The organism is Bacillus sp. G402 (assembly GCF_051172515.1).
GTDB lineage: Bacteria > Bacillota > Bacilli > Bacillales > Bacillaceae > Bacillus > Bacillus altitudinis.
Genome location: NZ_JBPIZC010000004.1, coordinates 143,282 through 166,708, shown reverse-complemented (window position 1 = coordinate 166,708; position 23,427 = coordinate 143,282). Strand labels below are relative to the sequence as shown.

Sequence of the window (23,427 nt, the reverse complement as noted above, 5' to 3'; positions counted from 1 at the left end):
GCTGAACGCTTTTTTTAGTCCCGATCGACTTCCTTACGAAGATCATCGGCGACAAATTCGACATTTGTTCCAATGATGATTTGTACGGAAGTTTTTCCTGACGTCAGTACCCCTTTGGCACCTGCTTTTTTCAATGTACCTTCATTTAATAAATCGGTATCTTCTACTGTTAAACGAAGACGGGTCGCACAATGGTCAATTGTGGTGATATTGCCTTTGCCGCCTAGTCCCTCTACGAGCATACTTGCTCCGGCAGTATGTGTATCATCCCCTGAAATATCTTCGATGTCATCATCTTCCCTGCCCGGTGTTTTTAGCTTTAACAATTTAATCAGGAAATAGAAAACAACAAAGTAAATCACGCCATAGATGACCCCAACCACAAGTAACAGAATGGGTTTTTGCGCAATTCCAAAACTTAAAACGTAATCAATCGCACCCGCTGAAAAAGCGAAACCGCTATGAATGCCTAAGGTGTTGACAATAAAGAGCGAAAGACCAGTTAATATCGCATGAACACCATATAAAAGTGGAGATAAAAACATAAATGAGAATTCAATTGGTTCTGTGATCCCTGTAATAAATGACGTCAGTGCCATTCCAATCATAAGACCGGCTGTTGCTTTTCGTTTTTCAGGCTTTGCGGTCACAACCATCGCGAGACATGCCGCCGGCAGCCCGAACATCATCACTGGGAAGAAACCAGTCATAAAGACACCTGCACTTGGATCGCCTTTGAAGAACCGCGCTAAATCACCAGTCGCTCCGCTGAATTCACCGAATTGAAACCAAAATAGATTATTCAGCACATGGTGAAGTCCTAATGGAATGAGCAAGCGGTTAAAGAAGCCAAACAGCCCGGCACCCGTTGCTCCAAGACTTAAAATCCACTCCCCTAAATCATTGATCACACTTTGAATTGGAGGCCATACATAACCAAAAACGGCTGCTAATAGAATGGTAAAAAGTGCTGTCATAATAGGCACAAGCCGTCTTCCACTAAAGAAACCTAAGTATTCAGGCAGTTTTGTGTCCTTAAATTTATTGTAAACGTAACCTGCCAAAAGTCCGCACAAAATACCACCCAATACCCCCATATTGTTGGTCGAATTGATCGACGTGGTACCAGCTGACAAAATAAAATAAGAGATCGCTCCAGATAACGCCGCTGCTCCGTTACCATCCTTTGAAATACCAATCGCTACACCCATAGCAAAAATTAAAGCCAAATTCGCAAAAATTGCATTTCCTGCCGCATGAATAAACGGGATGTTGAATACATCTTCTCGCCCAATAGCCAAAATGATACCCGCTGCAGGAAGCACAGCGATTGGAAGCATAAATGATTTTCCTAACTTTTGAAAAAACTGAAACACCATCTTATTTCTCCCCCCTTCGTCATCATCATGAACAAATCTCTCATGATGTTCATAAAAAATATATCATATGCACATCTAGTTATCTATACCAATTTGTCCACATCTCACCCAAATCTCAGCCTTTACTCTTTTGGCGTAAAATGTGGTAAGCTATTGAATAGAATGAAGTTATAGAAAGCGGGAATGAACAGTGATTGTCAAACATGATCATGAGTTAGAAGCCTTAAAAAAAGTCGGCCGAATTGTCGCTTTGGCAAGAGAAGAAATGAAAAGCCAAGCGAAACCAGGCATGTCTACAAAAGAATTAGATTTGATTGGGAAAAAAATATTAGAAGAACATGGAGCCAATTCAGCTCCTGAAAAAGAATATGATTTCCCCGGTACGACTTGCATCAGTGTCAATGATGAAGTCGCACATGGCATTCCAAGTGAAAAAACCATTTTACAAGAGGGCGACCTCATTAATATTGATATCTCAGCAGAGCTTGATGGATATTATTCCGATACTGGGATTTCATTCGTTTTAGGCACAGGAGATGCTCGTCTTGAAGCATTATGCCAGTGTGCAGAGGATGCATTCCATGAAGGATTAAAGCATGCGAAAGCCGGAAAAAGACAAAATCAAATTGGTCGTGCGGTCTACAATACAGCCAAAGAACAAGGATTTACCGTCATTAAAAACCTGACAGGACACGGCATTGGGAAAAGCCTGCATGAAGCACCTAACCATATTTTGAACTATTATGATCCATTCGATAATGCTTTGTTTAAGAATGGGACTGTCATCGCCTTTGAACCTTTCATTTCAACAAATGCCGAGTCGATTTATCAAGCGGATGACGGCTGGACATTTAAAACACCTGATAAGAGCCTGGTCGCACAGATTGAACATACGATTGTGATCACAAAAGACGAACCGATTATTTTAACAAAGCTGTAAGCAAGCGGGTCCCCTCCTTCACTGGAGGGGATTTTAGCGTGTAGACAAACCCTCGCATTCGGTGTCAGTCCTGCGCGCCAGTACTCGTCCTTCCTAGACTTCAAAGGTTTTCTATCACGCTGAAGAGAAGACAAAGGGCTAAAATCAAGTTCATTTTAGCCCTTTCTCAACAATCTGCAATCCCTTTCACGAATCTGTCACGACTAAACAAAAATGCCTGTGGTAAAATAGGCAAAGATATGCGAAAGGGGTCTTATTTGATATGTGGTTCATCATCATCGGTGTTATCTTCTTTATTGAAAGTATTATTTTAACGGTTGTAGGTATTAAGAAAAAACAATCCATGATGACCTACCTCGGGATTGTCATCATGATTATGACAGTGGGCATGATCATCGTTACCCTCAACCCGCCAAATTCATAAATGATTATTTCCAGCATATACATGGATCATAGGCAGATAGAATCAGTTTTCATTTCTAAACACCTGCACACTTTTCACGTCCTTTTTTGAGATGTTACAATGCAGGCAGTTTCCATTGAAAGGAGTTTTCTATCATGCATTATGGTAGCAAAGGCTGGTATGTCGAAGAATTAAAGAAGCTTGGTGTGACCAAGCATGAAGGAAGAAAGCTTCAAAGCTTTAAAACTTATTTCCTTGCAAATCTTCTTGAGCAAAAGAAAACGAGCTCTTAAATGTTGAAAAGCCGTACATCCATATCAGATGTACGGCTTTTTTATATGGGCTGAACACGTTTTTCTAAAGACTTCCTGACCACATCTGCTAAGGCATCTACTTCAAGAACTGCTTTCAGCCTGTTTTGATCTACTTGACGGTATTTGACTTCATTGACTTCGTGGACTGTGATGGAATGGGGCGCTTTTTCGACTAACACAAGAGCTTCATCAGGAGAGACCATTCCTTCTTTCAGCACACGCAAATAAAAACCGGTATATCCCGTTTGCTGCACTTCCTTCACAAGCTTCATGTTTCCATGCTTAAGAGAGAGCTTCACACATGGCTGTCTTGGCTGGCTGACCTCAACAATCGCTTCCCCAAACTGAAATACATCTCCAATACGGACTTCTGTCTCTACAAGCTGATGCACGGTCACGTTCTCACCGAAGGCTGCCTCCTGTAACGGCACCCCTAAAAATTGCTCAAAATAAGTATAGTGATCATATGGAAAGACGCAAACGGCTTTATCATAACCTCCATGATGAACCAAATCACCTTGTCCGTCTCCACCAAAATTGAGCTGACTCAAATAGACAGGCTTGTGAATACGCTTTTTGTTGATGGCTGTTTTGATTTCTTTACCATTCACATAGGTGGTGATAGGTTGTCCTACTTGAATTCCTTCGATGTCGTACCTTGTCTGCCCCACTCTCGCCATCTCCTTTGATTGTCTGATTGCTTTTATTTTACATGGTTTGACAGTCAAATCATAGTCGGTACGTGAAGGAACGAGACAGGTTATGGTACGATGAGAAAAAAGGAGAGATGACATTGGTTCATTATCACGCTATTGTAAAAGGACGAGTGCAAGGAGTCGGCTTTCGTTATTTTGTTCAAGGAGAAGCCGTCAATCGAGGGATAAAAGGCTGGGTACGCAACACAGATGAGGGTCACGTGGAGTTAAAAGTAGAAGGAGAGCAGCAGGAGGTGTTTGACTTTTTAGAGACCGTCCGTAAAGGTAGTCCTTTTTCAAAAGTCACACATTTGGACATGGAGCCGCTCACCAAGTTCGCCCATTATCAAGACTTTCGGATTAAAGGATAGTTGATGTGTATCCTTTATTTCACAACAGTAAATGGGTTTGCAACATCATAACCAATCAAGGTTGTACGTGAAGCATCTTTGTAGAGACTCACATGAACATCATAGTTGGCTGATCCACTGTTAGGAAGTAATAAACGAGTAGGTGCTGCAAAAGCGTTTTGTCCAGAGATAGACCCTTCGTGTGTAAAGACTGGTGTCACTGGGAAAGTAAGTTTTCGAACAGCAGCTGTATAATAAAGTGTTTCATTTGTTGTTGCGGTCATGTTGACGTTGACCTGAGGATGAAGCGAAGTATAAGTTGAACGATCGGTTGTCACCTTTAAATCGATGTCATTCTGAACCATTGCTCCAGTCGTTGCTTTAGCTCTTTCATCACCTAGTGGTAGAAATCCGTTGAAACTGAATACAGCCAAAAATATGAGCAACGTCATTTTTTTCATCTATATTCCCCCTTTTTGATTTCATCGCCATTAAACCATCATTTTCCAAATCAAACAACATTCAAAAGACTCATTTCATACAAAAAAACCTAGCTTTTCGCTAGGCTCTTTCCGTCCCGTGGTAGGGTTTTTCCTGATAAAAATAATTCGGTTTCACGATCGTATTGTCATAGTGACGATGGAAGATATGCGTAGCAGCTGGTGATACTGGCGGAATCAGCCATGTCCAATCACCAGTCAGCTTACGGTCAGCCTTTTCTTCCTGTTTTTCAAACTGCTTGAATTGATGGGCTGCTGTATGGTGATCTACAATGGTTACCCCTGCCTCGCGATAAGAGTGCAGAACCGCGACATTCAATTCGACAATGGCTTTGTCTTTCCAAAGTGACGAATTTTTTGTTGTATCGAGCCCTAAAATAGAAGCGACTTTTTTCAGCATATTGTAGCGGTTTTCGTCAGCTAGATTTCGTGCGCCAATTTCTGTTCCCATATACCATCCATTAAACGGTGCCGCATTGTAATGAATGCCACCAATTTCTAATTTCATATCAGCAATAATCGGAACAGCATACCATTTCAGTCCTAAATCACCGAATCCATCATATTCAGGATGGGTGATCTCTACCTCTTGAACGATCTCTTTCGGAAGATCATACAGAACCGGCGGCTGATCTTTTAGCTGAAACATCAGTGGCAGAAGGTCAAAATGCGTGCCTTCGCCTTTCCAGCCATGCGCTTCACACAACTTGGTTAATTCAAGTGATGCCTCGTCCCCAATGATGCCATATTCCGACTCATATCCCGCATAACGAACGAGCTGATGATTATAAATAACGACTTCCTTCCGTCCCTTATTCTCTGGTGGGAAGATGGTAATGGAAGGTTTGATTTTACCCCCATTTGTCGCATACTCAATATGATGAAAGAGTGCCTCTTTCACCTCATCTTCTGTTGTCACGTGCCGGCAGTCATGCACATGCAGTGTTGACCAAAACAAGCGCCCAATGCACCGGTTACTGTTGCGCCATGCCATTTTTGCCCCGTGAGCTAATTCTTCCTGCGTATGAGTATACATGCCGTCAGACTCAATTTCTTTTTTTATTTCATGCAGACGTGCTGCTTTTTCTTCATTTGACTTGCCTAATTCTTCATAGCATACAGAAATAAAAGCTTCTGCTTCATTCCACAACGCTTCTTGGTTACTCAAACATACTCGCCTCACTTTAATACGAATATATCCATTGTAGCGGTTTCTATTAATAAATTCACTTGTTTCAAACCATTTTTTATCATATCGTGCGACGATTGTCCTTAGACAATGGATGAATCAATGACTTCAAGGGTCTTTTGGAGCCAGCGAACATACCCTTTTTCCCTTTCAATTGCTCTTGTCAGCACTAAATAATGCCCGAATTGTGTTGAATGCAGTGATTGGGCAGATGGATCTTCTTCTGTTAAAATGTTCAGTTTCTGTTCAAGCATCTCTACTTTCTTTGTTCGCTCCTGCAGCTGATGTGAGAAGAGACCGGCCGCTTCTTTTTGATCCATAGATGAGATAAAGAACGTTTTTAACATAAATTCATCTTTTGTTGTGTCTGGAATCGGGCCTTTTTTCCTTAACCACTGATGCAGTTCTCTTTTTCCTGCATCAGTGATTTGATAAACCTTCTTCTCTAGCTTCTTTCCTTGTATGTGAATATCAAATTCAATAAAACCCTCTTCTGTTAGCCGCTTTAATTCAGGGTATATTTGACTATGCTTCGCACTCCAAAACTGTCCAAGGGAATCTTCAAAGTGTTTCTTCATATCGTATCCTGTCAGCTCACGCTGATCTAGTAAGCCAAGAATGGCATATTTCAGTACTCTCATGACATGCCTCCAACGCATATTCTTTGACAATAGTATACCATACACCCTAAAATAAACATGTAAATCATGACATGTTTGAAACAACATCATTTTAATTGAAAGAAGGAATAAACATGGATCAATTCGTTGGACTTCATATGATTTATACGTATGAAAATGGCTGGGAATATGAGATTTACATTAAAAACGATCACACCATCGATTACCGCATTCATAGCGGAATGGTTGGAGGCCGCTGGGTTCGTGATCAAGAAGTGAATATTGTGAAGCTGACAAAAGGGGTATACAAAGTTTCCTGGACGGAACCGACTGGGACAGACGTGTCTTTAAACTTTATGCCTGAGGAGAAACGCATGCATGGGGTCATTTTCTTCCCAAAATGGGTGCATGAACGTCCAGATATCACCGTTTGCTATCAAAATGACTATATCGACCTCATGAAAGAATCCCGTGAAAAATATGAAACCTATCCGAAGTATGTCGTACCAGAATTCGCAGACATTACGTACATCCACCATGCTGGGGTAAACGATGAAACGATTATCGCAGAAGCACCGTATGAAGGCATGACCGATGAGATCAGAGCTGGACGAAAATAGAAAAAGCGGCACGCACTGTGCCGCTTCTAGGATGGTTGACAAAGGACTAAAATGAACTTGATTTTAGTCCTTTTTATTTCATACCTAACGTCTTTTGAGATAACAAGAATCGGTAAACTGGTAGTTCATCGCCTACTTTTGATGCAATAAAACCCGATGACATATAACTGTCTTTTGATTCTGGTTCAAGGGCAAGTGACAACAAATTGGTCTCTGGCTGTGCAGTCACATATACCTTTGTTCCTTTTGGCAGCTGACGTTTCTTTTCAACGAGTCTCGTTTCAACCTGAATATCTGTTTTGCTTGTTTCCACTCGTTTTGTCACCTCATAGGCTTGTACTGGCACTTTCATGCCAACAGGCAGTGTCACACTTTTTAACCCTAAAGTTCTGAGCTTTCTATCTACTCCTTCATGTCCTGGGAGAATGAGATAAGCTGTCGGCCGTTCTCTTGTCAATACAGGAACCGCATCACTTGCACTATGAAAACGCACTGGGACATTGGTGGTTTGTCCTTTCTCAATATCCACCATTTCAAGTGAATCGTTCACAGGCGCCTTGAAAGCATCTTGAATGACTACTTGATCATCATCGTTTGGTTGAAGACCTTTTTTCACAAGTTTCAGCCGCTCCGTCACCATTTGCTGCTTCACCTGCTTAGCATGCTTCACTGTTGTCTCAATGATTTTTTCATGAGTGGTGACTTGTGCTGCCACGCGCCGGGTAAAGTCCTCTCTGCCAATTCCAATCCCTCTGCTTTCTACGAGAAAGGATAAAGCTGGTGAAAGCGCTAGGGCATTTCGGCCAATTCGTGCATCAGTTCCGCCTTCATAAAGATCGATTTTTCCGTCCTTCCCTCTTGTGTTTGTATAATATAAATCGTTGGAAAATCCTTTATTCGTCAATGCTTCACGCACTCCGTTGACGTACAATTCATTTGACGTGAAACGAATACTTTCAGGAATGTTCAAATTCTTACCGGATAATATCAGCAAATCGTGATACTTGAGTGCACCTGATGCACCGATGTCTTCAAACTGCTTTTGACCAACATCATATTCATGGGCATCGATGACGACCTCGGGCGCAAAGCGATTAAATTCTTGATGAAGGGCTGTCAGCTCTGGAGATTCTAATGTCATGTGGTCACGGTTGCCATCCATTCCGTTTGCAAGCCTGCGGTCAAATGCATAAGAACCATCTGGATTGATTCTTGGAACAATGATGACGTTGACATGGCTCAGGATACGCTCTCCTTCATCACCTGCTAGTCGTTTGGCGATGACAAGGGCAGATTCACCGGAGGCTGGTTCATTTCCGTGTATTTGTGCTTGAAGCCAGATCGTTGGCTTTTTTGACAGTGGAGAGATGTGACGATCCTTTGTAAAATAGAGGGCTGGAATGGACCTTCCTTCAATGGATGTTCCAATCTGTTTCTGCGTGGCGTAAGGACTTTTACTGACAATGTCACGTAAAAAATCTTGAAGCTCTTCTTGTGTGGTAAATGCTTCTCCTTTTTTCTGAAAGGCAGGGGTATCAAACGTTTCGTCAGGCTCAGGATACAGTTTTTGAACCGAGGCTGGCTGCTCATAGCTTTTTCCATAATAAGTGGTCTCTGCATTCGCTGAAGCTGGGGTCACCATCGACAAACTTCCTGCCATGAGGCATACAGCAGCAAAAAGAATGGTACTTTTCTGTTTGGACATGCTATCCTCTCCCTTCGTTGATTTGCATTATAAAGAAAAAAACAGCAAAAGTGTCAGCATTTTTCAAAAATATATCTTTTGGAGGAATCATGCATGTCTTTATATAGGGCAAATGAATGGATGTTGCCCTGCAATAGGACCTAAAAAAGAGTGCCTGCATGAGCAGCAGACACTCTTCTCATTACCAGATCGAAATGGCCCCAATGAGAACCGCCATCACTGTCATGGCGACGACTGCAAGAACCGCCCATTTCATGCCAAATTTCTGATGCTGATCTAGTGATACCCCAACGAGTCCCACAAGTAAATGAGTCGATGGAACAAGTGGGCTTAACATATGAATCGGCTGACCAATGATAGATGCTCTCGCAATCTCAATTTTATCGACACCGTATGCTGCCGCTGTTTCTGATAGGATCGGCAGTACCCCATAAAAGTATGCATCATTCGGCATAAAGAAAGTGAAGATCCCGCTTGTTAGCGCGACAATGACTGGAATAAACCCGCCAAGCTGCTCTGGAATAGCCGAAACAATCGAAATCGCCATTTCATCAACCATTTTCGTCCCAGTTAAGATGCCTGTAAAAACACCTGCCGCAAAAATCATCGAAGCAATCGCTAAGACGTTGGTTGAGTGAGCCGCAATCCGCTCACGCTGCTGTTCAAGGTTCGGATAGTTCACGATAATGGCAACACAGAAGGCAAGAACAAACAGAACCGTTAAGCTTACTTTTCCAGACACAAGCAAGAGAACCAAAAGCAAAGTCAGTGTCAGGTTAAACCACCAAAGTTTCGGTCGCTTAATATCATCTTGCAGCGCTGCTGCCATTTCATTTGCATGAATCGGCTGTTCGAGCTCAATAACACCAAGACGTTTTCTTTCAGACTTCCCAAGAAAGTATGCCACCACAATCATGCTCAAAACCCCTGCACCAATGACTGGAATCATCGGGCCAAATAAAAGTGATGGATCAACGCCAAGTGCACTTGCCGCTCTAGGTGTTGCCCCTCCCCATGGAATCGTATTCATAATCCCCATGCCGACTCCGGCGATACCCGCTAAAATAATCGGACGAATGCCAAGCAGTGTAAATAACGGAAGCATGGCTGTTGTTGTAATCATGTACGTTGTGGTTCCATCACCGTCAAGTGCGACAAGCATCGTCAGGACGGCTGTTCCGACAACAATTTTTAATGGATCGCCTTTGACGATCTTTAAAATTTTCGCCACCATTGGATCGAATAAACCTGCATCAATCATAATCCCGAAGTACAAAATGGCAAACATGATCATGACCGCCGTTGGAGCAACTTGCTGTACACCTTTGACAATCATGTCTGAAATTTCTGTAAAATGAAAACCTGCAATAAGAGCAAATGCAATCGGTGTTAATACCAATGCCGTTAAAACAGACATACGTTTCGTCATAATTAAAACCATAAATACAATCATCATAAGAAATCCTAAGATCGCTAACATTTCGTTCACCCCTTATGTTGTATACGCTTTCATTAAATGTTGGTATCCCATTTCCAACCCTTTCTGTCATGATATCTGACGCCTGAATTGAAGTAAATATTATGAATTTTAATTCTTTTTTGGTCGATAAATGCTTTTTGTTCATTTTGTGCAATTGTTGTTGTTTGTTGGTTCCATGAAAAAAAGCGGTCTCATTTGACCGCTTGCTCTCCTTGTATAAATTGCTCATAACGCCTTAATTGATCTTCCATAAAGACCTTTGCTTCTTTACTATTCATATAACGGCCTGTCCAGCCTTTTTGTTTTAACTGCTTTTTCCATGACTTCGTTTGCGTCATTTTTTGAAGAAGCTGATCCCATGCTCGAATGTCGTGCTGATTCATTTGCTTTGGTCCCATCACACCACGCCAATGAGAGAAGATGAGCGGAATCCCTTGTTCTTTCCAAGTGGGCACGTCTTTGAATCCTTCTAAACGCTGATTCGTTGTGGTTGCGACGAGCTTCAACCTTTTCTTTTCATAATCATGGCGAACCTCTGTAATGGTCGTAGTCGCCGCATCTACCTCATGGTCAATGAGTGCTTGGAATAAATCATCTGCACTATCAAATTTTAAAAACTGAATGCGGTACGGATCTATCCCTGCCATTTCGGCAGCCCGTGCGAATGAGATTTGATCATCATTTCCAAAGTCCGGGGCAAACCCAATTTTTAAGGAATCCGGTTTCTTTTTTAGTGCGTGTAATAGCTCCTTTCCATTTGAGAAAGGAGAATCAACTGGCACTGCGACTACCTGCCACTCTTCCGCAAGAATAGCAAGCGGGGTAACATCATTCATGGTCACGTTACTGCTGCCCAGCAAATTACGGCTTAATAATAAGCTTGAATTTAAACTAATATAATTGGCATCTCGCTCCATCATATAGGTCCATCCTTTATCAACCGTTCCGCCTCTTTGATAAAGAATATGCACAGGCTCTTCCACTAGTTTTTCTTGTTCTAGTACGGTTTTCATCACTTGAGCCGTTTGGTCAAATCCGCCGTCAGGTACACCTGATACCACAATGTATAATGGGCTGTGCTCCAGAAAAGAATCTTTTGCTGTTTTTTCATTAAAGGTGAGCGTTGTACAAAGGCAGACCAAAATGAGTAAGAGTATTCCTTTTTTCATTTTTATGACTCCGTTTGTTTTTTGGCGGGATAATATTTCCGTTCTGGTCTACCAATGATTCCATACGCCAGCTCTGCCCGGCATTCTCCCGTTGTCACAAGATACTCTACGTATCGTCTTGCTGTTGTGCGTGATGCGCCCATTTTTTCTCCGAGTTCTTCCGCTGTAATTCCGTTCATCTCTGTTGCCATGAATGTTTTCACTTTGTCCAAAGTCAATGAATTAATGCCTGTTGGCAAGTCTCGCTCATCCTTTTGCTGCGATTCTTCCTGCATCTGACCAAAAAACAGATCAATCATCGTTTGATTGACTTCCTCTTTTGAATTGATTAACTCTCTCTTCTCTTTATATTCGGTTAAAACCTGCGTGAATTTTTGGGCGGTCACTGGTTTGATTAAATAATGAACCACTCCATAATGCAATGCGTCTCTTAACAGCATCGTTTCCGTTGCAGCCGTGATAATGATCACATCCACTTCAGGATGGCGCTCTCTTAACAGCGGCAAAAGGTTCGTGCCGAGCTCATCAGGCATGTAGACATCAAGTAAAATGAGATCCACTTGTTCTTTTTGAAGTGCCTCCCACAGATCCTTTGCACTCTTTGCCTTGCCGGCCACTTGAAAGCCTTGTACCTTTTGTATATAAGATTCATGAATCGCAGCGATTCGAAAATCATCTTCCGCAATGAGTACCTTGATCACAACCTATTCCCCCTTTGTGCCTTTCGGTATGTAAACAGTGAAGATGGCACCACCTTCTTTTTGGTTCGCAACTTCAATCCAGCCCCCAAGTTCATCTAGCACTTCTTTGACATTGGCAAGTCCATAACCTCGCCCTTCTCCCTTTGATGAATGTCCTCTTGTGAAAAGTTGTGAAATGGCTCCTTCATCTACACCGTCCCCTGAATCAGATACCTCTATGATAATATCAAATCCAATATCTGTGATGAACAAGCTGACTTCTCTTGTCTCCTTATTCAATACAGCCTCAAACGCATTATCTACGAGATTGCCAATGATGGTAATAAAGTGAGATAAACTCAAATGGGCTGGGAGCGGCTCCAATGAACTATTTTCATCAATGTGAAAATGGACCTTTTTCTCAGATGCCTTTCCTAACTTCCCAAGTAAAATGGCTTGTATCTTCGGAGAGCGAATTTGCTTCATGAGTAAATCATGCTGGCGATTTTGAAGTGTATACTCTTCTTTAATTAACTCAATGGCTTCATCCACTTGTTTCAACTCAAGCAAGCCTAAAATAGCGTACAGCTTATTCGAAAATTCGTGTGTTTGTGCTCTAAGGTCTTCTGAATATTGACTGACCTCTGTCAATGTATCCAGCAGCTTTGTCAGCTCGGTTTTCTCCCTGAAGCTCACAATTCCTCCAAATACTCGATTGTCCTGCACCACTTTTTTGACATTTAGCACGAAGGTTTTATCATTGACGACTGATTCTATGTTAGGTTCAATCGTCTCTACCTTTAGATAGGAAAGAAGATTGGCATTTGGCAACACTTGATCAATATGAAGAGGCAGCGTTGAAGAGACGCGTAGCATCTGTTCAGCTGACGTATTCATCATCGTAATGGCACCTTTACGGTCAAATGCAATGATTCCCTCTTTAATCGCATGCAGCATCGCTTCTCTTTCTCGATATAATGAAGCAATTTCATGCGGTTCAAGCCCTAATATATCTTTTCGAATACTCCTTGTTAAAAAAATCGCTCCAAAAACCCCAGGCAAGAGCACAAGAAGGGCAATATAACTTAATTTGAAGAGTTGATGAGCTGTCGCTTGATCGATATCTCTTTTTAAAAATTCGACGCTGACGGTCCCAATAATTTCTTCATGACTGCCAGTTTCTTTCATAATCGGAGCACTTCCTCTGACAACGGTTTCACCATCAGAATCACCCATTGATATGGAAGTTCCTCCAAATAGCAGTGTACTTCTTCCTTCCGACACACTGATGGTTTTCCCTACATCCTCATGATTCGTATGAAAAAGAACCTTTCCTTTTTGATTGGTGATAAAAATGGCATGCGCTCTTACTTGCTCCTTCATTTGCTCAAGCACAGCCTGTTCTTCATTTTGCGAATCTCCCGTGGCCACCGATGTTTTAATGGGCGGCATATAAGATATCGTTCTAGCAGTTTGCACCGCCAGCTGTTCAGCTTGACTCTGCCTTTCTGATGTCTGCAAAAAACCAAAACAAATGGTCAATAAGGCAATAACAACAAGTAAAAGACCAATAATTAACCCCAAAATTTTTGTTTGTAAAGTGACTTTCCTTTTGCCCATCCTCACCGCCACAACCCCTAATTCAGTAGATTCACCCGAATAGACTCTAAGAAAATCATATCATTTTTTCTCATGAAGTTAAGAGAAAATTCACACAGACAAAAAAGGATGACTCAGTATTGAGTCATCCCTGTGTGCCTATTACGTGATGGATAAACCAGCACTTGCATAGCCTGCTACAGTATTCACTAAGGAAAGACCAGTAGCTGTTGCCGAGAATACGACAAGCAATCTTGTTTGCGGTGTGACTGGTACACTTAAACCAGTAGCGATACCGTTTGAAATAGCCCCTATCGTTAAAATACCGGTTAACGCCGGTGCCAATGTAACGCTCGCTACTTGAGTGAAGCTGTTATCTGGTGTTGGTGAAGCAAACAGACTAGCAGTTACAGTAATACTCGTGCCAACTAAAGAAAGGGCTGCAGTCGTGCTAAAATAGCCAGCAAATGACGTAATGGTTCCAGCTCTTGGAACGGAGAATGCCATGTTTAACAATGTTCCTGCTGCTCCGGTTAAATCAATGATTCCTCCTACAATACTGACACCTGTCGCCGAGTTACCGAATCCGACCAAGCTAGATGTTCCAACTAGACCGCCTGCGATTGTGGTTAAAACAGCTGGCGTACCAGATGCAAATGGAATAATCGCACTTGATCCTGTCACACCTGTTGCACCGGTTGCGCCCGTGGCTCCGGTTCCTGTAGCCCCTGTTGCACCGGTCGCTCCCGTGGCTCCGGTTACTCCGGTTGCTCCCGTGGCTCCGGTTACTCCGGTCGCTCCCGTATCTCCCGTGGCTCCTGTGGCTCCGGTTACTCCGGTTGCTCCCGTGGCTCCGGTAGCGCCAGTTGCTCCGGTTACTCCGGTCGCTCCCGTATCTCCCGTTACACCTGTGGCTCCGGTTACTCCAGTCGCTCCCGTATCTCCTGTTGCACCTGTAGCTCCGGTTACTCCGGTCGCTCCTGTATCTCCCGTTACACCTGTGGCTCCGGTTACTCCAGTCGCTCCCGTATCTCCCGTTGCACCCGTGGCTCCAGTTACTCCGGTCGCTCCCGTATCTCCCGTTGCGCCTGTCACACCTGCGGCTGCCAATAACGTATAATCTGGAGACGTATCTGGTGTGCCAGTTGGTGGTGCTGTATTTACGATATAAGTTCCACCTTCATATGTCACCACTTGACCTACTGGATAGGTTGGAGCTGTTGCTGGGTCAAATGCCAAAATACCAGCTAACCCTACTCCGGTTGCCCCCGTATCTCCCGTTGCACCTGTGGCTCCGGTTACTCCAGTCGCTCCTGTATCTCCCGTTGCGCCAGTGGCTCCGGTTACTCCAGTCGCTCCCGTATCTCCTGTTGCACCTGTAGCTCCGGTTACTCCAGTCGCTCCTGTATCTCCCGTTACACCTGTGGCTCCGGTTACTCCAGTCGCTCCCGTATCTCCCGTTGCGCCAGTGGCTCCGGTTACTCCTGTCGCTCCCGTATCTCCTGTTGCACCTGTAGCTCCGGTTACTCCAGTCGCTCCCGTATCTCCCGTTACACCTGTGGCTCCGGTTACTCCAGTCGCTCCCGTATCTCCCGTTGCGCCAGTGGCTCCGGTTACTCCTGTCGCTCCCGTATCTCCCGTTGCACCCGTGGCTCCAGTTACTCCAGTCGCTCCCGTATCTCCCGTTGCACCGGTCGCTCCAATTGCTCCTGTCGCTCCGGTTGCGCCGGTATCTCCGGTGGCTCCTGTCGCTCCGGTTCCTGTGGCTCCTGTGGCACCCGTTGCTCCTGTGGCTCCTGTCGCTCCGGTTGCGCCGGTATCTCCGGTGGCTCCTGTTGCGCCCGTTGCTCCTGTGGCACCCGTTGCTCCTGTGGCTCCTGTCGCTCCGGTTGCGCCGGTATCTCCGGTGGCTCCTGTCGCTCCCGTTCCTGTTGCTCCTGTGGCACCCGTTGCTCCTGTGGCTCCTGTCGCTCCAGTAGCGCCGGTCGCTCCCGTTCCTGTTGCTCCTGTGGCACCCGTTGCTCCGGTGGCTCCTGTCGCTCCGGTTGCGCCTGTATCTCCAGTAGCGCCGGTCGCTCCCGTTCCTGTTGCTCCTGTGGCACCCGTAGCTCCGGTGGCTCCTGTCGCTCCGGTTGCGCCTGTATCTCCTGTAGCACCGGTCGCTCCTGTTCCTGTGGCTCCTGTTGCGCCCGTTGCTCCTGTGGCTCCTGTCGCTCCGGTTGCGCCTGTATCTCCTGTAGCACCGGTCGCTCCTGTTCCTGTGGCTCCAGTTGCGCCCGTTGCTCCTGTGGCTCCTGTCGCTCCGGTTGCGCCTGTATCTCCTGTAGCACCGGTCGCTCCTGTTCCTGTGGCTCCTGTTGCGCCCGTTGCTCCTATGGCTCCTGTCGCTCCGGTTGCGCCTGTATCTCCTGTAGCACCGGTCGCTCCTGTTCCTGTGGCTCCTGTGGCACCCGTGGCGCCCGTATCTCCCGCAGCTGCTAACAATGTATAATCTGGAGACGTACCTGGCGTACCTGTTGGTGAAGCTGTATTCGCCACATACGTACTTCCATCAAATGTCACCACTTGACCTTCTGGATAGGTTGGGGCATCCGCTGGATCAAATGCCACGATACCGGTTAAACCTACACCGGTGGCGCCTGTTGCGCCCGTTGCTCCTGCTGGACCCGCTGGGCCAACTGGACCCACTGGACCTGCCGGACCTGCTGGGCCTCTCCTTCCTCTTCCCCCTGGCGGTCCTTGAATGACACACACACAAGGATCTTTTCCACAGCATGGATTTTTTACTGGTTTCCTTGGTTTGTCTGATTTACCTTTCTTACAACTATCACATTCCCAGCCATCATCCTTATACGCATCATACCAGCTTCCTTTTTGGTAGTGGTCGGTCGAATGAGTTGGGTATATCTTTCCGCATTGTCTACATTTTCTCATAGAATCACCCCCATCCATCGTATTCATCATGATCGATAAAGGTGTATGTACAATTTTATTTTTATCAAAAAATTTGAAAGGCCTTGCACTCTACGTACAAGGACCTCTCTCCATCGTTAAAATGTCATCGTCATTTTTAAATCTTTTCCTACCATACTATATTCAATATCCGCTGGACGGATCGCCTTTTTTAGTTTTTTCACACCTTCTCCTTCAAAAAAAGTAGGTGCATCTTTCCCTCCGATTAATAAAGGTGCCATATAGATAACAGCTTCGTTCACAAGTGATGCTTCTAAAAATGACGCACTCACACTGCCCCCTGCCTCTACAAGCACTGACATCACAGAGCGCTTCTTCAACATGTGTAACACAGCCTGAAGATCTGTCCGGTGTTCTCCGCTTGTGACAAATACTTGATGACCTTTTTGTATCAACTGTTGATACTTTTGATGATCATAATCTTGTGATGTACAAATTATGGTTTCTGCCCTATGATCTGTTAAGCATTTGGCATGAAGCGGTATCCTTAATGTTGAATCTAAAATGACACGAATGGGCTGATGGTTGAATGAATCCTTTACAATTAAGCCGGCATCATCTTGAATAATCGTTTCCACTCCTGTCAGCACCGCATCTACTTCTTGACGTAAGCGCTGCACTTCTGTTCTCGCTTCTATTCCAGTGATCCATTTGCTTTCTTGATCAGCCGTGGCAATTTTCCCATCTATCGAAATAGCTGATTTTAAGATGACATAAGGAAGGTTTGTTTGCATCAAATGAAAAAAAGGAGCATTTAAACGATCTGCTTCGTGTTTACATATACCTTGCTCCACTTCAATTCCAGCCTTTTTCAAAAAGGCAATTCCTTTACCTGCAACAACCGGATTCGGATCTTGGGTGGCAATCAGCACTTTCTTCACTCCACTTTTGATGATCGCTTCGGTGCAAGGGCCTGTTTTTCCGTGATGTGTACAAGGTTCGAGTGTCACATACATGTCAGCTCCCTTCGCCTTTTCTCCTGCCATTTGTAGCGCATGAATTTCAGCATGAGGCTCGCCAGCCTTCATGTGCGCACCAATCCCAACGATCTCACCGCTCTGAACAATCACTGCACCAACAAGCGGATTGGGTGAGGTTTGTCCTTTCATCGCCTTCGCGTTGGCAATCGCCAGCTTCATATAAAAAACATCGTCTTTCATCTCGGGCTCCTTTCTTCTCTCAAGGGAAAGAACTCCTTCAGAAAATGAAGGAGTTCTATTCTCATGTGCTATACTTTCTCAAGCCGTTTCTTTTCAGATCGATCATAGTAAGGCAAGGAATAAAACAGTTTATATGATGCTCGTTGTTTACAAAAACAGCATTTGCGACATTCATATTTATTAATGAGGAGCACATGCGGACAATTGAGTACAGTCAGACCTTTTTTCATATGTTCCTTGCAAACACTTATCATGAGAATCCCCCGCTTACATTCTTTTTCTTAATGAGAGATTACTTCTTTCGGAAATTGTTCAAATAAGCGCAGTACTTCTGTATGTGTACCATCTTCTCGAATATGATAAATACCACCGTCATATGAACTTGCATACACATCATTTCCTAGTTGCCTAATGGCACTAATACCATTCTTAGCAATTCGAATCGGACCTGTATTGACATCTAGCTCTGGATTCCAGACCACAATATATCCCCAATAGTCTCCGCTCACAATATAGCCAGAGTCTGTCACAGTGATGGATTTAATGGAATATTGATGCTCGTTGTGCTGATTTAAAATTCTGCCTGTATGCAAATCAAACAATCGGACGTTTTTATCACGGCTGACAATGGCAATACGATCTCTTTTGCTATCAATAAATACATCATTTAACAGCTCTGTCGCCCCGATATATTCTGCTGTTAAGGACAAACTCTTTTTATCGAGAAGACAGATGGTTCCTTCAACTGCCGCTGTGATGATATGATCTCCTTCTACCTTTAATGCTTTGACCGCGCAATCATGTGCTTTAGAACGGCCGATTTCCTTTAAGTGTTCAGTCGAAATGACATGCACATAACCGCCATAAGTGCCGATATAAAATTGACGATCCTCCTCATGGAAATACACACTATTGACAGGACCTGTGTTGAGGTCAAAAGAGACCATTTGCTGCAATGACTCGTGTACAATATGCACCTGACTCGCATGATCGCCCCATGCATAATAGCTTCCATCCCGAGCAACAGCCACTCCATTTGTGAGAACACCTGTTGATTTTGCGATTTCGATTCCATTTTTTCTGAATTTTCCGTCATCTGATGCAGTGATAATATCACCCGCTTCAGTCAACGCAATATCATTAATAGAAGGTGTCGCCAATTCCTGCTCATCAGAGATCACTTTTCCTTCTTGAATGGACCATTCACAATACGTTTTCCCAAAGCTGGCTCCTAAAATAGCCTGCTCATCTTCTGTCCAAACAAGCGAGCGCTCCCATTGATATTTATGAGGCAGCAGCGTATCAATTAAATCACCTGTTTCATAATTCCAGAGCTTAATTAAATGGTCATATCCCGCTGTGAGCAAGTAGTTACCGCTCGGCGAAAAGTTTACACGTTTCACACCTTGTAAATGAGCTTTAATGATTTTTTTCTCCTGTAATGTAGCGGCATCATAAATGATGACCGTGCCATCGTCTCTACCAAGGGCGAATACTTCTTTTTGATTGCTGCCGCTGATGGTATCCAGCTCATAATCAAACGGGCCAATTTCACCTACAATTTCTCCTGTTTCATAGAGCCATACAAGGACATAGCCATCGTCACCAGTTGTATAAGCTTTATCCTCATGAATCCATACAGCTAATACATCCTTGCTATGTCCATGAAATTCTCTTAAAATGGCTCCCGTTTCAATATCCCAAACTAAGCATCTTCTATCTCTGGACACCGATACAAGAAGCGTATCCTGCTTTGCAAATGCGACAGCTTCCACATCATCCGCATGACCATATAGCGTACGAATTCTTGTATGTGTGCCAGTATCATATAATTGAATGGTATAGTCTGACGATGCACTCGCTAAATACGTTCCATTTTCCGAAAGGGATAAAGAGTTGATGATATGCTCGTGACTGCCAATGAATGTTCCTTCTCCCGTGGCACGGTCCCATTTATAAATACAGCGGTCATAGCCACCTGTGTAGACAATTTGGTCATGCTGAGTTGATAAAACGGATGTAATCGGTCCTCTATGCATGGTTTTACACTCCCACCTTTATATGTTGTTTTTTACGAGTAACTACACGAAAACCAGTAAATCGAAAAACAGGGTCTGGGTGTTTCCCGTGTCTTCTTGCGACTCTGCATAAATCTCCGCCTCTTGCGAAGGAGCCACCTTTTAAAATGTAGTAATCACTGCCGAGTGTCTCGGTTAAATCATCTACAACCTCAATCCCGCCTTCATATATGTGATACTTGGTGTTGACCCATTCTTCGACATTGCCACCCATATCATATAGTCCAAATAGAGATCTTCCTTTTTCGTAATGACGGACAGGTGTCGTTTTTTCAATATTTGATTCGTGTGTATTACAGTAAGAGGGGTTAAACTCATCTCCCCAAGGATATTGATGTCTCGTATTGCCCCGGGCAGCATATTCCCATTCTTCCTCAGTAGGGATTGATACCTCGTATCCAAGCTTCCCGCTCAGCCACTGACAAAATGAGAAAGCTTCCTCGATATCCATACCCCAAGCTGGATGGTCTTTTCCCCCGCCAAGTTCTAGGTTCGTCAAGCTCTCTGGATAAGGCTTTCCTGTCTCGTCGCAATAGCTTTGATACCATTCATTGGTGACGACCGTATCTGAGATGAAAAATTCGCTCATATACGGCTGATAAGATGGAAATTCTTTGTACAGCCATTTTTGAAATTTTTTCTCACGGCCATAGGCTGGATTGAGAAGTTTGTCCTTCCAAAATTCTGATGCCTTTTTCATATCTTCTTCATTACTTCCAATCGTCGCATAGCCGCTTGGGATTTGAATCCAATTGATATCAGGTTTCACGCTTTTCTCCCGCCTTCTTTAAATAAACTCATCTACTGATTAATTAATTTCTTCTCATCGACCATATGCCCTGATGCTGCTTTTGCCTTTAAATACGCTTCATTATAGAGAGAGGCTTCTACCGTATGATCAAACCGTAAAACCGGAAGACCGTAAGCAGCAATGGAATCGACTTTATCTGGATTATTGGTTAAGAGATGCAATGGTTTCCCTTTGTTTAAATAGTGCAAAACAGCCGCTGCTTCCTCGTAATGCCGATCATCATCTCCGCAGCCGATCAACCTGTTCGCCTCAAATGTATCCAGTTTCATTTCCTGTAATTTATACGTGAAGGCTTTGGCCATCAGCCCAATAGAGCGCCCTTCTTGATTGGCCATATACACAAGCATGCCTTTTCCGTAATCGGTGATTTTTTTTAGCGATGATGCAAGCTGTGGACCGCAATCACATTTCAGTGACCCAAACACATCCCCTGTTTGGCAGACACTATGAATTCGCACAAGCGGCGGCACTTCATTTTCAAAGTCGCCAAAAAGGAGACAAGAGGAAAATGTTTGCTGCTCGGTACTCATTTGTACAATAGACTCAACCGTTGGCGTTGTATCAGCTTCTACAGACGCAAAGGCATACCATGTAAACTGCACTTCTTCATGTTCAATAGAGATCGGCAGGTTCACTGGTCCCACGAGCAAATAGTGTTTTTCTTGAAATGTAAAATGATGAATCATTGATTGTAGTTCAGCTACAAACTTGTTCATTTGTCTCCCCCTATTCATCACTGCACCCCATTGAACTCTCTCAGCGCAGTGATGGCGTGATGAATATGTGTATGCACTCCCTTTGCTTCCTGAGCACCGGTTCCAGCTAGAATCATGGCTCAGGAGAAATTTCCTGTCATACTGGCTGAATAGATGTGCGATGCCAATCATCCATCAGTACCTTTTATAAAAGACTCTTTTAGACTGTCACTTGTCCAGTACAAAGGAGCAGAAATCGAGCTTCATACGCTGTATTCTCTGTAAGAGAGCAACACCATTTGATGATTCTTGAATGGAAACTGACATGCTCTTTCTCTAAGAGAATATCTCTGCTAGCTTCGAGCTGCTTTCTCCTTTACTAGAAGCTCTGGTTCTTCAAATGCACGTCATCCGGTAGTGCCCTTTGATTGGATGAATAGTCCGTACTTCAATTCAGCTACATTGATTGAAGCATGACACCCGCCTAGGTATGCACCAAGAACCATCACATCAAACATCGCGTTTATCCTCCTTTGCACTAGATTTTTACAGCAATGACATGATGCTGGCTGATCCCAGCCTTCGCTTGTAATGGTGTAATCGAAACGAGCTCAAGTCCTGATGTACAAATCTTTTCTCCAAGCTGAGTATCTGAGAATGAAAAATGGAAGCGTCCATCTTCTCCGATTAAGCCTGTTTTCCACTCTTCTCCCCATACAACAAGGGAAAAGACACCACCTTCATGAAGCAGCGAGGAAATCTGCTTTAAGTATCGTTCGTGGTCATCAGGATGCTGATGGTGAAAGCAGCCATGATCTAAAATCAGATCAAACGTCAGCTCGCGCCCTTGATCCATTGACCAGGACATAAAATCTTGATGATAAAAATGGACAGGAACCTCTTTTCTCTTCTTCAATCCTTGCCATTCCTCATGCTCATAAAGGTCAATGCCGGTATATGCCGACAGTCCTTGTAAATGTTCAAGAGCCCGTCCATTCCCGCAGCCGATATCCAGCACAGAAGCAAGTGCATCCTTTTCCCTGGAACGCCATGCCTTGAGAGACATCACAGCAGCGTCTGTTAATGATGGATCAGTAGACCACATATCTGTTCTTTGCTCATAGTGTTCTTGAAAAGCCATGCGCATTTTCTCTAAATACAACCCGCTGTCTTCATGATACAAAGCCTTTTTCATCACGTGACCTCCTTCAATTCACAATCACCTTTCCTAACAAAGGTGGTTTTCAAGCAAAAAGCCTTATGATAAAATGAAAGATGGATTTTTTAGGAAATCTGTTTTCTGAAAAAGGAGAGAAGCATCCCACATGTCACTCTTCTTTTTCAGCACTCATCTTCACATACAACCACAGCCATTCAACTGTTACAGCGCCTTAGTTTGTTATACATTTTCTTCATATGGGTTCACCTCCTTAACAGCGTTTAGAAAGCGTTTTCTTTATGATGATCCTCTGAATACCCTGAATCATATCATTGAGAAATAGGCATAGTAGAAAAACGAATCTACCATTCTAAGCTATCTATCATTCATTTCTTTTTGTCTAATAGATATTTCTTCAGTATCGCTTTGCCCCAGAAGTGCTCTTCCTTAGGTCTTAATGCATCATCCTTTACAGAATTGATCCTGAAATCCACCTATCAAAAATTTAACAACTAATTCCATAATGACTTGATTAAGCCAAATATATTGTTTTTAGATTATTTTGTCAACAAATTATTTCCTAAACATTAGAATGATTTTCTAATTGAAAATACAGGTATATTTCGTGGTTTTTTGACCTTAAAACACTTATTTCTACACAAGAATACAACTTAAACCAATAGAACTAAGAAATTTATCTACTAAATTACACAAGATTTTTATTCCATTTTGAGATAAAAATAAAGATATCATAATTATTTCCCGAATGGTTTTTTGTGATATTTTCACTACTTTTTTCATTTTTTTGATGGTATCCTTTGATGTTTCTATATTTTCAATTAGACATTTTACTGTTTATCCCAATTTTTCAACCTTTCTTATTATAGTGAAAAAGACAGATGGTAAAT

General features: G+C 43.4%; 21 protein-coding genes. 5 read left to right on the top strand and 16 right to left on the bottom strand.

What is annotated here, in order from left to right:
* Window positions 1-14 precede the first annotated feature (14 nt).
* Window positions 15-1,379 (bottom strand): N-acetylglucosamine-specific PTS transporter subunit IIBC, encoded by a 1,365-nt coding sequence (gene nagE / locus ACSBQP_RS16530; RefSeq protein WP_008341768.1) that lies wholly within the window; start codon window positions 1,377-1,379, stop codon window positions 15-17.
* A gap of 190 nt (window positions 1,380-1,569) precedes the next feature.
* On the opposite strand from nagE, the gene map reads away from it, so the two are divergent.
* From map to ACSBQP_RS16515, 3 genes are all read left to right on the top strand, one after another.
* Window positions 1,570-2,319: a type I methionyl aminopeptidase gene (map, locus tag ACSBQP_RS16525; RefSeq protein WP_217816625.1), complete on the top strand. Its 750-nt coding sequence runs from the start codon at window positions 1,570-1,572 to the stop codon at window positions 2,317-2,319.
* A 262-nt stretch (window positions 2,320-2,581) separates the two neighbouring features.
* Window positions 2,582-2,743 carry a hypothetical protein gene (locus ACSBQP_RS16520; protein WP_008341770.1) on the top strand — a complete coding sequence of 54 codons (162 nt, stop codon included), beginning with the start codon at window positions 2,582-2,584 and terminating at the stop codon, window positions 2,741-2,743.
* Window positions 2,744-2,877: 134 nt separating this feature from the next.
* Window positions 2,878-3,015 carry a YflJ family protein gene (locus ACSBQP_RS16515; RefSeq protein ID WP_008341771.1) on the top strand — a complete coding sequence of 46 codons (138 nt, stop codon included), beginning with the start codon at window positions 2,878-2,880 and terminating at the stop codon, window positions 3,013-3,015.
* A gap of 41 nt (window positions 3,016-3,056) precedes the next feature.
* Here the strand turns inward: ACSBQP_RS16515 and ACSBQP_RS16510 are convergent, their stop codons facing one another.
* A complete protein-coding gene (locus ACSBQP_RS16510) occupies window positions 3,057-3,707 on the bottom strand; it encodes an MOSC domain-containing protein (protein WP_035391364.1) in 651 nt (216 codons plus the stop codon).
* Window positions 3,708-3,829: 122 nt separating this feature from the next.
* Here ACSBQP_RS16510 and ACSBQP_RS16505 point away from each other — a divergent pair, with 122 nt between their 5' ends.
* Window positions 3,830-4,102, top strand: a complete 273-nt coding sequence (locus ACSBQP_RS16505; RefSeq protein WP_035391366.1) for an acylphosphatase — start codon at window positions 3,830-3,832, stop codon at window positions 4,100-4,102.
* Between the two features lie 14 nt (window positions 4,103-4,116).
* Here the strand turns inward: ACSBQP_RS16505 and ACSBQP_RS16500 are convergent, their stop codons facing one another.
* The 3 genes from ACSBQP_RS16500 to ACSBQP_RS16490 all read right to left on the bottom strand — a co-directional run bounded on the left by ACSBQP_RS16500 (window position 4,117) and on the right by ACSBQP_RS16490 (window position 6,411).
* Window positions 4,117-4,542, bottom strand: coding sequence for a hypothetical protein (locus ACSBQP_RS16500; RefSeq protein ID WP_058214352.1), 426 nt, complete (start codon window positions 4,540-4,542; stop codon window positions 4,117-4,119).
* Window positions 4,543-4,642: 100 nt separating this feature from the next.
* The gene (locus ACSBQP_RS16495; protein ID WP_058214353.1) at window positions 4,643-5,749 is read right to left on the bottom strand and encodes a nitric oxide synthase oxygenase; all 1,107 of its coding nucleotides are present in this window, start codon (window positions 5,747-5,749) and stop codon (window positions 4,643-4,645) included.
* 104 nt (window positions 5,750-5,853) lie between these two features.
* Window positions 5,854-6,411: a PadR family transcriptional regulator gene (locus tag ACSBQP_RS16490; RefSeq protein ID WP_017366806.1), complete on the bottom strand. Its 558-nt coding sequence runs from the start codon at window positions 6,409-6,411 to the stop codon at window positions 5,854-5,856.
* A gap of 113 nt (window positions 6,412-6,524) precedes the next feature.
* Between ACSBQP_RS16490 and ACSBQP_RS16485 the strand changes: the two genes are divergently transcribed.
* Window positions 6,525-7,010, top strand: coding sequence for a phenolic acid decarboxylase (locus ACSBQP_RS16485; protein ID WP_008341777.1), 486 nt, complete (start codon window positions 6,525-6,527; stop codon window positions 7,008-7,010).
* A 73-nt stretch (window positions 7,011-7,083) separates the two neighbouring features.
* On the opposite strand, the gene ACSBQP_RS16480 is transcribed toward ACSBQP_RS16485, so the two are convergent.
* The 11 genes from ACSBQP_RS16480 to ACSBQP_RS16430 form a co-directional block, all read right to left on the bottom strand.
* The gene (locus ACSBQP_RS16480) at window positions 7,084-8,715 is read right to left on the bottom strand and encodes a M14 family metallopeptidase (protein ID WP_017358772.1); all 1,632 of its coding nucleotides are present in this window, start codon (window positions 8,713-8,715) and stop codon (window positions 7,084-7,086) included.
* Between the two features lie 181 nt (window positions 8,716-8,896).
* A complete protein-coding gene (locus ACSBQP_RS16475) occupies window positions 8,897-10,195 on the bottom strand; it encodes a citrate:proton symporter (protein ID WP_008341779.1) in 1,299 nt (432 codons plus the stop codon).
* A 191-nt stretch (window positions 10,196-10,386) separates the two neighbouring features.
* On the bottom strand, window positions 10,387-11,364 hold the full coding sequence (locus ACSBQP_RS16470) for a tripartite tricarboxylate transporter substrate-binding protein (RefSeq protein WP_017358771.1): 978 nt from the start codon (window positions 11,362-11,364) through the stop codon (window positions 10,387-10,389).
* A gap of 2 nt (window positions 11,365-11,366) precedes the next feature.
* Entirely contained in the window at window positions 11,367-12,065 is a 699-nt protein-coding gene (locus ACSBQP_RS16465; RefSeq protein WP_144667956.1) for a response regulator, read from the bottom strand.
* A gap of 3 nt (window positions 12,066-12,068) precedes the next feature.
* On the bottom strand, window positions 12,069-13,664 hold the full coding sequence (locus ACSBQP_RS16460; protein ID WP_035391373.1) for a sensor histidine kinase: 1,596 nt from the start codon (window positions 13,662-13,664) through the stop codon (window positions 12,069-12,071).
* 141 nt (window positions 13,665-13,805) lie between these two features.
* Window positions 13,806-16,577 (bottom strand): exosporium glycoprotein BclB-related protein, encoded by a 2,772-nt coding sequence (locus ACSBQP_RS16455; protein WP_435028636.1) that lies wholly within the window; start codon window positions 16,575-16,577, stop codon window positions 13,806-13,808.
* Window positions 16,578-16,693: 116 nt separating this feature from the next.
* Window positions 16,694-17,776 carry a bifunctional diaminohydroxyphosphoribosylaminopyrimidine deaminase/5-amino-6-(5-phosphoribosylamino)uracil reductase RibD gene (ribD, locus tag ACSBQP_RS16450; RefSeq protein WP_311754509.1) on the bottom strand — a complete coding sequence of 361 codons (1,083 nt, stop codon included), beginning with the start codon at window positions 17,774-17,776 and terminating at the stop codon, window positions 16,694-16,696.
* A gap of 281 nt (window positions 17,777-18,057) precedes the next feature.
* Complete coding sequence (locus ACSBQP_RS16445) at window positions 18,058-19,815, bottom strand: WD40 repeat domain-containing protein (RefSeq protein ID WP_008343181.1); 1,758 nt, start codon at window positions 19,813-19,815, stop codon at window positions 18,058-18,060.
* A gap of 4 nt (window positions 19,816-19,819) precedes the next feature.
* Complete coding sequence (locus ACSBQP_RS16440; RefSeq protein WP_216099604.1) at window positions 19,820-20,623, bottom strand: formylglycine-generating enzyme family protein; 804 nt, start codon at window positions 20,621-20,623, stop codon at window positions 19,820-19,822.
* Between the two features lie 32 nt (window positions 20,624-20,655).
* Window positions 20,656-21,381 carry a GTP cyclohydrolase II gene (locus tag ACSBQP_RS16435; RefSeq protein ID WP_017360404.1) on the bottom strand — a complete coding sequence of 242 codons (726 nt, stop codon included), beginning with the start codon at window positions 21,379-21,381 and terminating at the stop codon, window positions 20,656-20,658.
* Between the two features lie 517 nt (window positions 21,382-21,898).
* Window positions 21,899-22,555 carry a class I SAM-dependent methyltransferase gene (locus ACSBQP_RS16430; RefSeq protein ID WP_007496773.1) on the bottom strand — a complete coding sequence of 219 codons (657 nt, stop codon included), beginning with the start codon at window positions 22,553-22,555 and terminating at the stop codon, window positions 21,899-21,901.
* Window positions 22,556-23,427: the final 872 nt, after the last annotated feature.

What these genes read in the sequence shown, in the direction of transcription:
- nagE (WP_008341768.1), bottom strand. Translation starts at nt 1,379, where the DNA reads ATGGTGTTTCAGTTTTTTCAAAAGTTAGGAAAATCATTTATGCTTCCA.
- ACSBQP_RS16520 (WP_008341770.1), top strand. Translation starts at nt 2,582, where the DNA reads ATGTGGTTCATCATCATCGGTGTTATCTTCTTTATTGAAAGTATTATT.
- ACSBQP_RS16515 (WP_008341771.1), top strand. Translation starts at nt 2,878, where the DNA reads ATGCATTATGGTAGCAAAGGCTGGTATGTCGAAGAATTAAAGAAGCTT.
- ACSBQP_RS16500 (WP_058214352.1), bottom strand. Translation starts at nt 4,542, where the DNA reads ATGAAAAAAATGACGTTGCTCATATTTTTGGCTGTATTCAGTTTCAAC.
- ACSBQP_RS16490 (WP_017366806.1), bottom strand. Translation starts at nt 6,411, where the DNA reads ATGAGAGTACTGAAATATGCCATTCTTGGCTTACTAGATCAGCGTGAG.
- ACSBQP_RS16485 (WP_008341777.1), top strand. Translation starts at nt 6,525, where the DNA reads ATGGATCAATTCGTTGGACTTCATATGATTTATACGTATGAAAATGGC.
- ACSBQP_RS16480 (WP_017358772.1), bottom strand. Translation starts at nt 8,715, where the DNA reads ATGTCCAAACAGAAAAGTACCATTCTTTTTGCTGCTGTATGCCTCATG.
- ACSBQP_RS16475 (WP_008341779.1), bottom strand. Translation starts at nt 10,195, where the DNA reads ATGTTAGCGATCTTAGGATTTCTTATGATGATTGTATTTATGGTTTTA.
- ACSBQP_RS16470 (WP_017358771.1), bottom strand. Translation starts at nt 11,364, where the DNA reads ATGAAAAAAGGAATACTCTTACTCATTTTGGTCTGCCTTTGTACAACG.
- ACSBQP_RS16460 (WP_035391373.1), bottom strand. Translation starts at nt 13,664, where the DNA reads ATGGGCAAAAGGAAAGTCACTTTACAAACAAAAATTTTGGGGTTAATT.
- ACSBQP_RS16455 (WP_435028636.1), bottom strand. Translation starts at nt 16,577, where the DNA reads ATGAGAAAATGTAGACAATGCGGAAAGATATACCCAACTCATTCGACC.
- ribD (WP_311754509.1), bottom strand. Translation starts at nt 17,776, where the DNA reads ATGAAAGACGATGTTTTTTATATGAAGCTGGCGATTGCCAACGCGAAG.
- ACSBQP_RS16445 (WP_008343181.1), bottom strand. Translation starts at nt 19,815, where the DNA reads ATGCATAGAGGACCGATTACATCCGTTTTATCAACTCAGCATGACCAA.
- ACSBQP_RS16435 (WP_017360404.1), bottom strand. Translation starts at nt 21,381, where the DNA reads ATGAACAAGTTTGTAGCTGAACTACAATCAATGATTCATCATTTTACA.
- ACSBQP_RS16430 (WP_007496773.1), bottom strand. Translation starts at nt 22,555, where the DNA reads ATGAAAAAGGCTTTGTATCATGAAGACAGCGGGTTGTATTTAGAGAAA.